The organism is Ignavibacteriales bacterium (genome assembly GCA_016700155.1).
In the GTDB taxonomy this organism is placed as follows: domain Bacteria; phylum Bacteroidota; class Ignavibacteria; order Ignavibacteriales; family Ignavibacteriaceae.
Genome location: CP065001.1, coordinates 961,030 through 975,241, shown reverse-complemented (window position 1 = coordinate 975,241; position 14,212 = coordinate 961,030). Strand labels below are relative to the sequence as shown.

Sequence of the window (14,212 nt, the reverse complement as noted above, 5' to 3'; positions counted from 1 at the left end):
TCTACCATCTCAAGTCATTGACAAAGCTGCTAAAGAGCTTGGTTTAACAAACAGATTTAATAGAAGTGTCGGGCGAGCAACTATTTATCAGATTCTTAGAAATCCCTTTTACTATGGCTACTATGAATACCCCAAAGGAAGTGGGAACTGGATAAAAGGTAAACACGAGCCAATGATTACCAAAGTTGAATATGATAGGATACAAAAGCTTTTAGCTAAGAATGAAAATCCAAAACCGGAAACAAAGGTTTTTTCATTCACTGGCCTGATCAGATGTGGCGAATGTGGTGCAATGATTACAGCTGAGGATAAAGTAAAGAATCAGAAAAATGGGAATGTTCACAACTACACTTACTATAGTTGTACTAAAAGAAAAAAAGAAGACTGCTCTCAGAAAACAGTTGAAGTAAAAATATTGGAGGAACAAATTGTTGATTACCTTAGAACTATTACAATACCTGAAGAGTTCATTCAGTTTGCAATAGATGTTATTGAGAATGATGTTGAAAATGATAACAAGAAAAATAAGGATTTCATAGAGACTCATAAAACAGAGTTGAGTAATTTGTCAAAGAAGTTCAACAAACTGATGGAATTAAAATTGGGTGATCTTATTTCAGAGGAAGAATTTATTAGTAAAAGATCAGAGTATAAAAATCGGGAGCTAGAACTAAAATTAATAATTGATGAGTTTGAAAAGTCTAATAATAATATTGTAACTAATGTAAAAGAGTTATTGAAGTTTGGTAGTGTCGCAGCTACTGCATTTCAAAATGCAACAGTTGAAGAGAAAAGAATCATTTTAAGCTCAATCGGGTCGAACCTCTTAATTAAAGATCGGAAACTTGAAATTCAATTTGAAAAGCCACTTTCTCTACTAAAAGATATTTCAAGTTCCGTTAAGGGTAAAAGAGTGAAAAAAGGTCGGGTCGAACCTGCGCAAGTATCAATAAAAAAAGGGACTTACAGTGATAAACACACCATAAATCCCTTAGTGCTCCGCGAGCAGGACTCGAACCTGCAACCCTTCGGTTAACAGCCGAATGCTCCACCATTGAGCTATCGCGGAATATTTTATCTTATTTTCTAAAAATAGCTTTTTATTTCGATCTTCTTTACAGATTCGAAATCTTTCTGCTGAACTATGATAGAAATATTTTTTTGTATCATCAAAAGAAAGAACCTGCATCCCGATTTATCGGGATAACAGCCGTCCCGATAAATCGGGAGAGCTATCGCGGAATTTCTTCCAAAAGGCTTTCAAACATAAGGAGTATGAGTATTTTTGTCAAGAATTTTAAGCCCGTATTTAAAATAAAAATACCCTTCATTCGAAGGGTATTTTGAATGTTCAAGATTTTCAGATTTCTATCGGCTCTTCTTTTTTTACTTCAATTTTTTCTTTTTGAATATTCTTTTTCATTTCTTCCATTTCCTTCCGGAAGATTTCCATTTCTTTCTGAAACTTTTTCATCTGTTGATCAAACTCCTTGCTCTGAAATTTTGCAAGTGAATCATTTGTCCAGAATTGGAATAATGAAGCTATTGAATCAGGATTAAAATTAAAATTTTTAAGGTTGAATTTGGCTACGGAATCAGCAAACAATTTTTCAAGCTGAACAAGTGAATCAATATTTGGTAAAGGAATACCTATACGTCCTATTGAATCTTTAAGTTCAAATCTGAATTTATAATCCGAACTTCCCTTCCTGGTTTTGGGAATGGAAAAAGCGAAAGCGTCAATGTCACGTGTAACTTTATCGATGTGCGCCGTTATGCTGTCAAAATCCGGCAATTCAATCACAATACTTTCTCCATCAGGGATATGGATTCTACAAATGTTTGTATCGATCATAACCCTGAAGTTTTTATTGAACTTTTCATGTTTAAGTTTTGCAAGGTTACTATCAAGTCTTAGCAGAACCATGGACTCTTTTAATTGTTTTTGAGCTTCAACAAAATTTTGCTTTTGAATTTCCTTCATCCGCTGCAGTTCAACATAAATACTCTCCTCATCAATATTTAATGGTTCACTGAAAATAGTATCGGGTGTAAAGAATATATAATTGTTATCCTTGTTAAGTTTTATTTTTTCAATAACTCTTTCCACATTTGCAACATTTGGAATACTAAAACCAGCCGGTACTACCCTGTTGAATTCCGATTTATTTGCAGTCGAAGCAAAAGCCAGGAGTTCAGCGACGATTGCTTTGTTGTAATTCCAAAGATTCGGATTAATCGCAACCGTATTTTTATCATTAACAAGAACCTGGGATTGTAATTCGAGCGCATAAGCTTCAAGAATTGAATCCATTTTTTCTCTTTGCTTCTCATCAAGATTAAGAACACGAACAAATTTCTCAAAATTATTTTCATCACTTACAAAACTTGCTGTTTTAATCTCAAAGAACTCACTTCCATCTGCATCAGAGCCAAGATGCAAAAATTGTTTATTGTCATTATCCAGCGGAAGTTGTTTGTAGAACGCAAAGTTGAAGATATCTTCATTGGAAAGATCTGCTGCAAATAATAATGGTTTAAGGTTCTCTGTGTAAAAACCAGCAAGATTGGTTTTCTGTTTCTCAACCAGTTCTTCTATTACATCAGGGTTAAATTTCAGGAAAACCATTATCACTATTGCCAGAGATGCAAAACCAACTACCGGAACAAACCGTTTCAATCCTGAATACCAATGTTTCCGTTCTGATATTGCTACCATAATCCTTGTTTCAAGATATGGAGATTCATTAAGCTGTTTGAATGATTGATTTGTAAGCTTCTTAATCTTTTTCATTTCATCAAGACGGTTTCGAAGTTCTGCCGATAAAGCAAGCTCCGTCTCGAAATCTGTTCTTTCGGATGGTGATAATTCATCATCCAGATAGGCAGATAAAATTTCAAAATCTTTATTTGTCATCGCATTAACTCCTGCTGGTAGGGTTTAAGAATTTCTCTTAATCCTTCCCTCGCTCTAAATATCCGTGACTTAACAGTACCGATTTCGCAAGAGACTGTATCCGCAATTTCCTGGTAACTAAGTCCTTCTATGTCTTTAAGACACAACGGGATTCTTAGTTTATCAGGAAGTTTTGTAATTGCCTTGTTCACAATTTCTGTTAAATCAAATTTATCATGATCTGCGTTGTACGCTAATTCATGTTCATCTTCATGAACCGGTGAAAAAATATTTCTGACCTTTATTTTTCTCAGATGATCTTTGCATTTATTTATAGTAATCCTGTAAAGCCATGTCGAAAACTGCGACTCAAACCTGAACCGCTTTAAATTTTTATATACAGTTATAAACACTTCCTGGGTTATGTCATCAACTGGATCGGATGTGCTTAAAGTAAGGTATATAATATTCCTCACCTTTTCCTTATGTCTCTGAACGAGTGTACGGAATGTTGATTCATCCCCATCAATAAATCTTTTTATTAGTGAGAAATCATCATCAAGGTTCAAAATTTGAAATTGCGGAATCACAGTCCTCTTTTTTCTGAATTTCATCTTTTTAGACGCATCCCTTCAATCAATGTTCCATAAAAATTAGGAAGAAATATTTCAATAATCATGATGATAAAACCAGTACCTAAAACGCCTGTTTACTTGCTTTAGTATATGTATGTAATTAAATTTCAACCACTAAATGAGGAGTATTTAATGAAAATTAAAACTGTTGAAAAGTACGAAGCTGTAATCATTGAACTAAAGGGAAATGTGATGGGGGGCGATGATACGAAAGAATTTAACGACCTTCTGCACAAACTTATTGATGAAGGGAAATTAAATATTGTCATCGATTTAGCTGAAGTGAAATTCATGAATAGTTCCGGGCTTGGAATGCTTATTGGCGGATTAACAACAATGAAAAAAGCCAATGGAAATTTAAAATTAGCACGTGTGACAGAAAAGATAGAGAGCCTTCTCATCATAACCAAGCTGATCACTATCTTTGAATTTTATGAATCAGTGGATGAAGCGGTAAAAAGTTTTGGCAATTAGTTCGTCAACTAATTTAACCGATATTAAAAACTCCGTGTTACTATAACCGGAGTTTTTATTTTGTCAATCAGTAAAAACTAAAAAATCAAATAAGGAATTCTGATGAGTGTAACTGTTCTTGTTGGCAGCCAATGGGGTGATGAAGGAAAAGGAAAAATAGTCGACATACTCAGCGAGAGATATGAGATAGTCGCCCGTTACCAGGGCGGAGCCAACGCAGGTCACACAGTTGCCATCGGTGATAAACAGTATATTCTTCATTTAATCCCTTCAGGAATATTAAGAGAAAATGTTACTTGTGTAATCGGTAATGGTGTTGTAATTGATCCCGCTGCCCTGCTGGATGAAATAGCGTTACTTGAAAAGAACGACATAAAAGTTGATGGAAGATTTTTTATAAGTCAGAATGCACATCTCATTATGCCTTACCACAAACTTCTTGATTCAATTGAAGAAAGCGGCGAAAATAAAATTGGAACAACTGGACGGGGAATCGGTCCCTGTTACATCGATAAGTTTGCTAGAAAAGGTATCCGTATAGTAGATCTTTTAAACAGAAAATGTCTTGAAGAAAAAATCAGGAAGAATCTGGACGAAAAAAATAACCTTCTAAAAAAAGTGTATGACAGAGAAGCACTTGATGTTGAAGCGATAATAAAACAGTATCTTGAATTTGATAAGATCATAGATAAATACATCAAGGATGTTCCGTCTTTCTTAAATCATGCTATTACTGAAGGTAAATCAATTCTGCTTGAAGGTGCTCAAGGTGCCTTGCTGGATGTTGATTTCGGAACCTACCCGTTTGTAACTTCTTCAAGCCCGACATCAGGCGGAGCTTGTACAGGAACCGGGATTCCGCCAAATAAAATTGATGATGTGTTTGGTATAGTTAAAGCCTACACTACACGCGTTGGCAATGGTCCTTTCCCTACCGAACTGCTTAATGATGAAGGCGAGAGATTAAGAAAAAAAGGTGCAGAGTTTGGTGCCACAACCGGCAGGCCCAGACGCTGCGGATGGTATGACGCTGCACTAGTAAAATATTCAGCTATGATTAATGGGATAAATTCTGTAGCAATTACAAAGCTTGATGTACTAAGTATCTTTGATGAGATTAAAGTTTGTGTTGCCTATGAATTGAACGGCAAAAGACTAAAAACTTTTCCTTCTGACGTTGAAAAACTTGCCGAAGTAACTCCTGTTTATGAATCGCTCCCCGGCTGGAAAACTGAACTATCAGGATGCCGGTCTTATAACGAACTGCCGCAAAAGACAAAAGACTATCTTGCTTTTATTTCACGGCAGTCAGAAATTTCAATTTCAATTATTTCAGTCGGACCTAAAAGAGATCAGACATTCTATCTGAGTTAGATCTTATTTAATCAACGTCATCTTCTTCGTTACTACAAAGTCACCCGCCTGTATTTTGTAGAAATAAATTCCGCTTGGCAGTGAACTTCCATCAAAATTAATTTCGTGCTCACCGGCATTTCTTTCTTCGTTAAGAACAGTTACTATTTCTTTTCCGAGTATGTTATAAATCTTAAGCGTTACATTTTGTTTCTCACGAAGACTGAATTGAATTTTTGTAGTTGGATTAAATGGATTAGGGTAATTCTGTTTCAATGAGTAATCATCAACCAGTACCGATGGTGTTTTAATACTGGTAATGCTGTTACCGTTTGTTGTGCGGTATACTTTTCCGCCGTCACACAACAGCCAGCCACAGTAACCATCAATAAAAACAAGATCTCTTGGACTCAGATCGGTAATATTGGGTACAATTTCTTCTCCCCAGGTCCTACCTGTGTCTGAACTAAAGTACAATTTGTTATCATCAGCAATCCAGACTTTTGACGGCTCTCCCGGTAAAAATTCTATATCTTGTATGTAGACTAACGATGAAAAGTGAAGTGGTTCCCATTGAACTCCACCATCAAGTGTTCTGTAAACATTAGGATTCACAGCAATTCTGACAACCAATCCAATATTTTCACTATAAAATTTTACGTTACCTATTGGTCCTGATAGTGCTTGTTGGGACCAGGTTTGACAGCTATTATTCGTTTTAAAAAGTTTTTGAGGATTGATGCCTGATTCATAAAAGTAACCGGTATTCAAATCAATAAAATCAAGCCTGCGCCAAATATCACCAGAATAGCCACCAAAAGCAGAATCATTCATCGATACCCAGGTACTTCCGCCATTTGTAGTTTTTAAGATTACTGCCGCACCCGTTCCGTTTAGTGCATCACCCATTGCAATGCCATTATCCGCATCAAACATTTCAATGTAGTTTATAAAATTAGTTTTCGTGGGATCATCATACTGAATAACCCAATCTATCCCGCGGTTATTGGTATAATGGATCTTTCCTGCGTCATCACCAATCCAGATCTTGCTAATACTTTTCATTGATACATCAACAGCAAAACCTGGTGTTGCAGACAAATCCCAGGTACTTCCGCCATTTGTCGTGATGAATAGTCCTGCATTTGTGGATACGACAGAGTATATACTATCAACTGCATCCATCGCCCATCCGTTGCCGGCTGTTGTTGGAAGGTTTCCGGATTTGTCCAGCCATTGTGCGTTTGTTATTGAAATTAGAACAAGGAAACTTAAAGTAAGAATCGCATTTAATTTTAACATCGCTCATCTCCTTAAGAAATGTTAACTATCTGTCCGTTAATTTTGACTTTCAGCTAAGTCATCAAGCACCGGATGAAACACTGAATCCACTCAAAAATCCAGGCATAAAATATTTCACTCCAACGTATTCTATTCGGGCTAAAAAATCAAGACATAAAAAATAAATTGCTTGATGAATAACAAATATCATATCACAAAAAATTGGATTTATTTCTTAATCATTAATACTAACTTTACATAAAGGAATTTGAGGGAACTATTATGAAAATGTCCGGCGGACCTGCTTCTTTAAATATTAAGATTACTCTTATCCTCGTCGCAATTGTAATTGCAGGCGGGACTTTATTTTATACGCAGGATCTTGTAAGAAAATTACAGGAGAAGGAAAGACAGATTGTTGAACTTTACGCAAAAGGGATTGAATACCTTGCAAATACTTCTTCATCGGATGTTGATATTACTTTTCTTTTTGATAACATAATTAAGCCGATTGATTTCCCTATGATCCTGACAACCCCAGATGATAAAGTTAATCTTAAAGATAAGACGAATATACGCAATGTAAATTATGACTCGACCTTGAATGATTCTGAACTTGAACTATTCTTTGTCAATAAAATCAGGGAGATGGATGCTCAGCATAATCCTATAATGGTTGCTTATGAGGATACTCTCATCCTGACAAAAATCCACTATGGTGATTCCGATCTGATCAATCAACTAAAATATTATCCATACCTTCAGATAGTAATTGCAGCACTGTTTATTATTCTTGGATATGTGGGATTCAGTAATATCAAACGCAGTGAACAAAGTAATATATGGGTCGGTATGGCAAAGGAAACCGCCCATCAATTCGGTACACCTATTTCCAGCCTTATGGGCTGGCTTGAAATGCTGAAGCTTAGCTACAATGATCCTGATAAAGTTGAGGATATAACTGAAGAAATCTCAAGTGACGTTGATAGGCTTAATAAGATCACTTACCGATTCTCAAAAATCGGATCAGCACCTGAGTTGAAATCTTCAATCGTATATGAAGAGATAAAAAAAATAACAGACTATTTTCAAAGAAGACTGCCGCAAACAGGTAAAACAGTTGACCTGACCATTGAAGGTAATGAAGAACTAAGAGCGGAGCTTAATCCTGAATTGTTCGGTTGGGTTATTGAGAATCTTGTTAAGAATGCACTTGATGCAATTGAAAATAATCCCGGCAAAATAACCATTATCGTTAAAGAAAGCCGTGGAAAAGTTGATATAGAAGTAATTGACAACGGAAAAGGAATTGATTTAAAACGCCGGAAGGATGTATTCCGACCCGGCTACAGTACTAAGAGAAGAGGATGGGGCTTGGGATTAAGTCTTTCCAGAAGAATTATTGAATCTTATCACAAAGGAAAAATATTTGTTAAGACTTCAAATCCAGGTGAAGGCACCACATTTAAAATCATTTTGAAAAAACTCTAGCTCATACTAAGCATTCGCTCAATTGGTATTAATGCTTTTTTGATAAGTTGATCATTCAACTCTATTCTTGGGTTTTTAGTTTTCATGCACAGGTAAAGTTTTTCCATCGTGTTGAGTTTCATATAAGGGCATTCATTACAATTACAACTGTCCTCATCCGGCGGGGCTGGAATATAAATTTTTTCCGGGGCAAGTTTCTGCATCTGGTGAATAATTCCAACTTCTGTTGCCACAATAAATTTTGCTGATGAATCTTCCTGAACATATTTCAGCAGCTTACTTGTTGAACCAATAAAATCTGCTCTGTTTAATAAATGGTCTTCACATTCCGGATGAGCTATCAATTTTGCATCGGGATGTTCAATCATTAACTGGATAATTTTTTTTTCGCTGAATGTTTCGTGAACTATACAGGCTCCATCCCACAAAAGCATTTCTCTTCCGGTTTTTTTCATCAGGTATCTGCCGAGATTGCGATCTGGTGAAAATAGAATTGGTTTTCCTGGCTCAATCTGACTTATTATTTTTTCTGCATTACTTGAAGTACAGATTATATCACTTAATGCCTTTACATCAGCGGTGCAATTTATATATGTAATTGCAACATGATCCGGGTGTTTTTGTCTGAATAACTCAAATGATTCTGCATGACAGCTTTCTGCAAGCGAACAACCGGCTTCAAGATCCGGCAGCAATACAAGCTTATTAGCGTTAAGTATTTTTGCGGTCTCTGCCATAAAATGAACCCCTGCGAATACAATTACATCAGCATTTGTTTCTTTAGCACGCCTGGCTAATTCAAGGCTATCCCCTACAAAATCAGCGATATCCTGTATTTCAGATTCCTGGTAATAGTGTGCAAGGATCACCGCATTCATTTCATTTTTCAGATTCAATATTTCAGTTTCAAAATTGATAACTAATTCATCATTTGGCATTTCATCTAACATTTTTAATATCCTAATTGTTTTCAGGTAATATATACGGGAGAAAATTCCCGATCAATGTAACAATTACCGGTAATAATAAGTACTAGCTAAACTTTTAGTTTGTTCTTTCGATAATCATTCAGAACTATATACGGCATAATAGTTGGATAATTATAGCCGGAATAGAAAATAGTTTTAAGCATAGCACCCCTCCAGAAAATGACACACAAAGCTGTCAGGTTTACGCCCTCAAACCTGACAGCTTTCCCTCTAAAAAGATGAGGATGCTGTACTAAAAAGTTTGAAGATAAAAGCTTAAAAGTTTTTAGCATAGCCCCCCTCCAGAAGATGACACAATAAATCGCCGGGTTTTACCCTCAAGGCCCGGCGGTTTACTTTTTAAACCAGACTTTAGTTTCACTTTGTTCATCATCATTTGACTGCAGTCAACTGTTTGGCTTTATTAAATGATGCCGCGATTCTTTTACTGTCACAGTTATAGTCTATTATTATCTCCCCTATTCTCTTCATTAGAATAAAAGTAGGATTAACTCCGTTCCTCTTTTTATCGAAGATCATTTTGCTAATTAACTTTTTACCATCGAGTGACAGAATTTTTTTATTCGTTCGCAATAAATTCAGCAATGAAAAATATTCGTAGAAATTCTTTTGATTAATCAGTCCGGACTCAAATGAAAGGCAAAGCATGCATTTCAGTCCAAAGGCTAAACATTCACCATGTGTTAATTTATAGTTCAGTTCGCTTTCAATTGCATGACCAAATGTATGACCAAGATTAAGAATTTTTCTCATGCCGGAATCATTTTCATCAATCTGCACAACTGACGCTTTGTATCTTGCACACTGAAGTATAATATCTTCAATCCCCGTACGATCATTTTTAATGAGAGATGTTATCCTTTTTTTCAGAAGAAGAAAAAAATCTTTGTTGATCAGTAATCCATATTTTAATATTTCACCTGTGCCGGATAGTATTTCTTTTTGCGGTAATGTTTTAAGAAATGTTGGATCGATTATAACCTTCTCCGGCTGATAAATACTCCCTGCAAGATTCTTAACTCCATCAAGATTAATAGCGGTCTTTCCTCCAATTGAGCTATCAACCATTGACAGCAAAGTCGTAGGGATATGAATCAAATTAATTCCTCTCATATAGACAGATGCAGTAAAACCGGATATGTCTCCTGTAACACCGCCGCCAATTGAAATCAAAGTGGAATTTCGGCTGCACTCATTTTTTTTAAAGAAAATTAATAGCTTGTTAAACTCGCTGACCGATTTTGATCTTTCACCTGGTTTGAGATGATAATAAAAAACCTGCCGGGATATACCGCGAAAAACTTTCTCAATTTTCCTCTGATAATATTTAAATACATTTTTATCAATTACAATAAACAATTTTTGATTATGAAGTTCTTTCAGGATTTGAGGCAGTTTTTCAAAAGCACCTGTGCCACAAAAAATTTCACTGCTTGATGATTCAGTATTAAGTTCAAATTTTTTCACAATATAATTCTACTTTTTATTTTTGATCAGGTTCACGATTTTATCAACTGTCCTGCCCACGGTAAAAGAATCCGTGTTTATGGTGTAATCAGCCTGTTCATAGTAACGCACGCGTGATTCCAACAGGTTATTTATTTTTCCTATTAATTCATCTTTACTTGGTTCATCTTCCCGTTCAGAAATCAGGTTTGGTCTGTCCCTTTTATATCTTAATCTTTTGTACGAGGCTTCCGGGGATGTTTTCAGATAAATCAAAACTCCGGTAGATTTTAATAATGTAAGAATGTGTTCCGATGAGATAGTGCCTCCGCCGAGTGAAATTACGGCACCTTCCTCTTCTGTTAATTTGTTTAATGTGTCAAGTTCCAGGTCTCTGAAATATTTTTCGCCGTGTTGTTCAAATAGATCCCGGACTTTTTTTCCTTCATTTTTCTCAATCACACGGTCGAGGTCAAAAAAATTCCAACCAAGAGTATTTGCGAGTATCGGACCTATTGTGCTTTTTCCTGCACCCATGAATCCTGTTAAATATATTCTGCTGTTAGTCATAATCTATAATCAACAGATTCAAAATAAGTTATAAGGTTAAAAAAACAAATTCTTATTCAGTAGAGGTGAGTTAAAAAATCTGGTAGGCAACACCAACTATAAAAGTTACTCCGTCAACATTTATTTTTGAATTGAAGGATTCGTTTGGAGGGCGTACAAATTGTCCGTTATATAAGATGCGGGTATCATTATACTTACTTTTAACTGTGAACTGCGGGTCACGAAATTTCATTTCACTTTTGATAATAAAATCATTGTACACAAGATAGTCCATCGATATCGCAACATGAATTCCGTATGCAATTTTCCTTTCTGTGTTTGAAACACCGCTACCACTTATTTTTCTGATATGTTCACCCCAATAATAACCGCCACCTCCTCCCAGCAGAAATTTGAATTTATCGGTTGAGAAAGGAAGAACATAGGTAAGTGATAATTCAACCGGCATAAATCTGAATCCATCTTCCGCGTCAACAGATAATGTGCTGTTATCGGATGCAAGAAAAGTAAGTTTTGATCCTGAAGCAACTTTGTACATATAATCTATGTTAAGTCCGATCAATAGATTTTCCATGATTCGGTAGCGTGCTTCAACAGCAGGATTAAAAATATCTGATAACGGAAAACTAAAATTCCGTATTACATTATCAGACGAGTTAGGTGAAAGATAAATTTTTGCAGTAGTTGTATAAACCCCGTTCAATCCAAGACTCATTTTTTTTTCATTGTATTGGGCAGAAGCTATTGTCGTTAAAAATAAAAAAAATGCAAATAGTTTTTTTGTGTTCAACATTTTCAACTTTAAATTATTCTTTATTAACATGCTTATAATATTTAAAAAACAAAACCCCCAATTTTTTCCGAAAAATATTGGGGGTTAATTAACTCTTATAGAATAGATTTACTGACCAAAGAAGAGGTGTCTGTTATCAACTATATCAGCTTCCTTCTTAAGTTTATCAATCCATATACCAAGTATTGAATTTCTTTTCTCCATTAGCAGGTTATCGCGCAAAGTTGATCTCTGTGCATTGTAACCTGTCGAATCGAATTGTGTTTTATTAAGTACCTTCATCAGGTAATAACCGCGCATGCCTTTAACCGGGTCAGATAATTTATTTAAATCTAGTTTTAATGCTGTCTCTATAAACGCATAATCCCTTCCAATGTTAGGCGCGGATGCATTTACAGAAAAATCGCCTGTGGAGTTGTAAACTGCATTTGGATTAACACCGGGAGCTTTTGTGAGATCGCCATTAATTTGCCCTTTAACCGATTCAGCAACTTCTTTAGCCTTACCATATTTCTTTTCTCTTAAAACAAGAGGCTTTATCATATCCTTTACTTCATCTAATGGTCTTACTCTCTCACCTAAGGCTTCTGAAATTTTAACTACTACATATCCGCTTGGTAACCTGTAACTTTCACTGACTGTGTTTACACCGTTTTCAAAAGCAAACTTTACAAGAAGTTTATTAACACCGATTCCTGGAACCGCAACCACGTCCTCAAAAAATTCTGTGGTTTCCTGTACTTTAAGATTCATCAACTCAGCTTCTTTTTCAAAATCATTTTTTTCGGCAACGTAAGCAAACTCTCCTGCGTGAGTGTAATTAGCTTCACGTGAAGAAGCTGATTGTTCAATAGGATTTATTATTTTTTCAACAACATACTTTCTGTCGGTTCTTGCAATAACTTTTATTATATGATAACCATAAGTAGTTTTTAAAGGTTTAGTAACTTCTCCAACTTTTGCGCTGAATGCACCTTTTTCAAATTCAGGTACCATAGCGCCTTTGGTAAACCAACCAAGGTGACCACCTTTTTCACCACTGCCTTTATCAAATGATTTTTCTTTTGCAATTTTATCAAAGTCAGCACCGGCAATTAATTCATTATAAATTTTATTTGCTTCTTCAAGATTTTTTTCATCGCTGCCAAATTGGTTAATAAGTATATGCTGTGCCTTCACTGTAGGTTCAGAGGATGGAACAGTACCAACGACGTGATATAAAACATAACCCTGCTGACTTGCAACAGGTCCCGCAACAGAATTTAATTTTGCACCGAAAACAAGTTCGGCTTCAGGAGCGAGGAGATTGGCAAGATTAACTGTGTCCCTGGAATATGGCTGAGATGAATAAATATCTACATTATCTTTGAACCCTGTTGTATCTCCATTCAGCTTTGTCATTACATTTTCAAGATTTCTGCGTGCAGTTGCCGAATCCTCAGCTGAGGGAACATTCGGGAACAATACATATTTTAATTTTCTTTGCGCCTTTACTTTATATTTTTCCAGATTGTCATTGTAATACTTTCTTAAGTCCTCATCTGTTACTGTGAACATTGAATCCGGAAATCTGTTAAGATCAATCAGAGCATATTCAACATTTACTCTGGTATTCTGATCGACGTACTTCCTCATCAATTCATCTTCAGTAACATTAATTGATGCAAGAAGTATACTTTGAAGTTTTTCATTTAATCTGGTTTGTCGTACATATTCTTCAGCCTGAACCAGAACTTGTTTATTCTCTGGTCTGAAAAGGGCTTCTTCGTACATTTGCCTGTTGAATCTACCTAATGAATCAATAAAACTTTGTTTCAAAAATGCAGGAGGATCATTTCCAAGTATCACATCTTTTATTTCTTCATCAGTAACTGTTATACCATACTTATCTATTTGCTGCTGAAACAGGGTCTGGGTTACCATAGCATCCCAAATCTGCTCACGGAATTGATCCATCTGAGCTTCCTCAATATCATTCCCTGTCTGCTGCTTTTGATTTTCACGCTGTCTTTCTACGGCTTCCATGAACTGCTGATAAGTGATTTCTTCACCATTAACAGAACCAATATTTTTTGTTCTACCGCCGAATGCTTCAAGGACATTGGAATCCGTAAGAACCATGAATAATACGAAGAGAACACCAACGGAGAGAATGAATGCCGGAGCTAAACTTCTCATCCTAGCCATCATACCCATATTCTAAATATCTCCAGATTAAGTAAAAATTAAGGTGATAAAAATAGACACATAGCTAACTAAAAGCAATGAATTTGTGTAGTGAATT

At 35.7% G+C, this 14,212-nt stretch carries 13 protein-coding genes and 1 tRNA gene; 4 read left to right on the top strand and 10 right to left on the bottom strand.

Annotated elements, in window-relative coordinates; genetic code table 11:
* Positions 1-172 precede the first annotated feature (172 nt).
* Entirely contained in the window at positions 173-1,036 is an 864-nt protein-coding gene (locus IPM56_03985) for a zinc ribbon domain-containing protein (GenBank protein ID QQS38219.1), read from the top strand.
* Here the strand turns inward: IPM56_03985 and IPM56_03980 are convergent.
* The 3 genes from IPM56_03980 to IPM56_03970 form a co-directional block, all read right to left on the bottom strand.
* A tRNA-Asn gene (locus tag IPM56_03980) sits at positions 998-1,069 on the bottom strand. The two genes, IPM56_03985 and IPM56_03980, sit on opposite strands and share 39 nt — an antisense overlap.
* Before the next feature lie 291 nt (positions 1,070-1,360).
* Entirely contained in the window at positions 1,361-2,917 is a 1,557-nt protein-coding gene (locus tag IPM56_03975; protein QQS37122.1) for a hypothetical protein, read from the bottom strand.
* A complete protein-coding gene (locus IPM56_03970; protein QQS37121.1) occupies positions 2,914-3,510 on the bottom strand; it encodes a sigma-70 family RNA polymerase sigma factor in 597 nt (198 codons plus the stop codon). The genes IPM56_03975 and IPM56_03970 overlap by 4 nt, the downstream gene beginning before the upstream one ends.
* Positions 3,511-3,663: 153 nt before the next feature.
* Here IPM56_03970 and IPM56_03965 point away from each other — a divergent pair, with 153 nt between their 5' ends.
* Both IPM56_03965 and IPM56_03960 read left to right on the top strand, forming a co-directional pair.
* A complete protein-coding gene (locus IPM56_03965) occupies positions 3,664-4,005 on the top strand; it encodes an STAS domain-containing protein (protein QQS37120.1) in 342 nt (113 codons plus the stop codon).
* Positions 4,006-4,107: 102 nt separating this feature from the next.
* Positions 4,108-5,379 (top strand): adenylosuccinate synthase, encoded by a 1,272-nt coding sequence (locus tag IPM56_03960; GenBank protein QQS37119.1) that lies wholly within the window; start codon positions 4,108-4,110, stop codon positions 5,377-5,379.
* Positions 5,380-5,382: 3 nt separating this feature from the next.
* On the opposite strand, the gene IPM56_03955 is transcribed toward IPM56_03960, so the two are convergent.
* Positions 5,383-6,660 (bottom strand): T9SS type A sorting domain-containing protein, encoded by a 1,278-nt coding sequence (locus IPM56_03955; GenBank protein QQS37118.1) that lies wholly within the window; start codon positions 6,658-6,660, stop codon positions 5,383-5,385.
* Positions 6,661-6,921: 261 nt separating this feature from the next.
* On the opposite strand from IPM56_03955, the gene IPM56_03950 reads away from it, so the two are divergent.
* Positions 6,922-8,130 (top strand): HAMP domain-containing histidine kinase, encoded by a 1,209-nt coding sequence (locus IPM56_03950; GenBank protein QQS37117.1) that lies wholly within the window; start codon positions 6,922-6,924, stop codon positions 8,128-8,130.
* Here the strand turns inward: IPM56_03950 and nadA are convergent.
* The 6 genes from nadA to IPM56_03920 form a co-directional block, all read right to left on the bottom strand.
* Complete coding sequence (gene nadA, locus IPM56_03945; protein QQS37116.1) at positions 8,127-9,080, bottom strand: quinolinate synthase NadA; 954 nt, start codon at positions 9,078-9,080, stop codon at positions 8,127-8,129. The two genes, IPM56_03950 and nadA, sit on opposite strands and share 4 nt — an antisense overlap.
* A gap of 86 nt (positions 9,081-9,166) precedes the next feature.
* Positions 9,167-9,391, bottom strand: coding sequence for a hypothetical protein (locus IPM56_03940; GenBank protein ID QQS37115.1), 225 nt, complete (start codon positions 9,389-9,391; stop codon positions 9,167-9,169).
* Positions 9,392-9,491: 100 nt separating this feature from the next.
* Positions 9,492-10,586, bottom strand: a complete 1,095-nt coding sequence (aroB, locus tag IPM56_03935) for a 3-dehydroquinate synthase (protein QQS37114.1) — start codon at positions 10,584-10,586, stop codon at positions 9,492-9,494.
* Positions 10,587-10,595: 9 nt separating this feature from the next.
* The gene (locus IPM56_03930; GenBank protein QQS37113.1) at positions 10,596-11,135 is read right to left on the bottom strand and encodes a shikimate kinase; all 540 of its coding nucleotides are present in this window, start codon (positions 11,133-11,135) and stop codon (positions 10,596-10,598) included.
* Between the two features lie 70 nt (positions 11,136-11,205).
* Entirely contained in the window at positions 11,206-11,850 is a 645-nt protein-coding gene (locus IPM56_03925) for a hypothetical protein (GenBank protein QQS37112.1), read from the bottom strand.
* A 186-nt stretch (positions 11,851-12,036) separates the two neighbouring features.
* On the bottom strand, positions 12,037-14,106 hold the full coding sequence (locus IPM56_03920) for a peptidylprolyl isomerase (protein ID QQS37111.1): 2,070 nt from the start codon (positions 14,104-14,106) through the stop codon (positions 12,037-12,039).
* Between the last annotated feature and the right edge of the window lie 106 nt (positions 14,107-14,212).

Coding starts and splice junctions, on each gene's coding strand:
- IPM56_03930 (QQS37113.1), bottom strand. CDS start 11,135: ATGACTAACAGCAGAATATATTTAACAGGATTCATGGGTGCAGGAAAA.
- IPM56_03960 (QQS37119.1), top strand. CDS start 4,108: ATGAGTGTAACTGTTCTTGTTGGCAGCCAATGGGGTGATGAAGGAAAA.
- IPM56_03970 (QQS37121.1), bottom strand. CDS start 3,510: ATGAAATTCAGAAAAAAGAGGACTGTGATTCCGCAATTTCAAATTTTG.
- IPM56_03950 (QQS37117.1), top strand. CDS start 6,922: ATGAAAATGTCCGGCGGACCTGCTTCTTTAAATATTAAGATTACTCTT.
- IPM56_03920 (QQS37111.1), bottom strand. CDS start 14,106: ATGAGAAGTTTAGCTCCGGCATTCATTCTCTCCGTTGGTGTTCTCTTC.
- IPM56_03955 (QQS37118.1), bottom strand. CDS start 6,660: ATGTTAAAATTAAATGCGATTCTTACTTTAAGTTTCCTTGTTCTAATT.
- IPM56_03985 (QQS38219.1), top strand. CDS start 173: ATGATTACCAAAGTTGAATATGATAGGATACAAAAGCTTTTAGCTAAG.
- IPM56_03940 (QQS37115.1), bottom strand. CDS start 9,391: ATGCTAAAAACTTTTAAGCTTTTATCTTCAAACTTTTTAGTACAGCAT.
- IPM56_03925 (QQS37112.1), bottom strand. CDS start 11,850: ATGAGTCTTGGATTGAACGGGGTTTATACAACTACTGCAAAAATTTAT.
- IPM56_03975 (QQS37122.1), bottom strand. CDS start 2,917: ATGACAAATAAAGATTTTGAAATTTTATCTGCCTATCTGGATGATGAA.
- nadA (QQS37116.1), bottom strand. CDS start 9,080: ATGTTAGATGAAATGCCAAATGATGAATTAGTTATCAATTTTGAAACT.
- IPM56_03965 (QQS37120.1), top strand. CDS start 3,664: ATGAAAATTAAAACTGTTGAAAAGTACGAAGCTGTAATCATTGAACTA.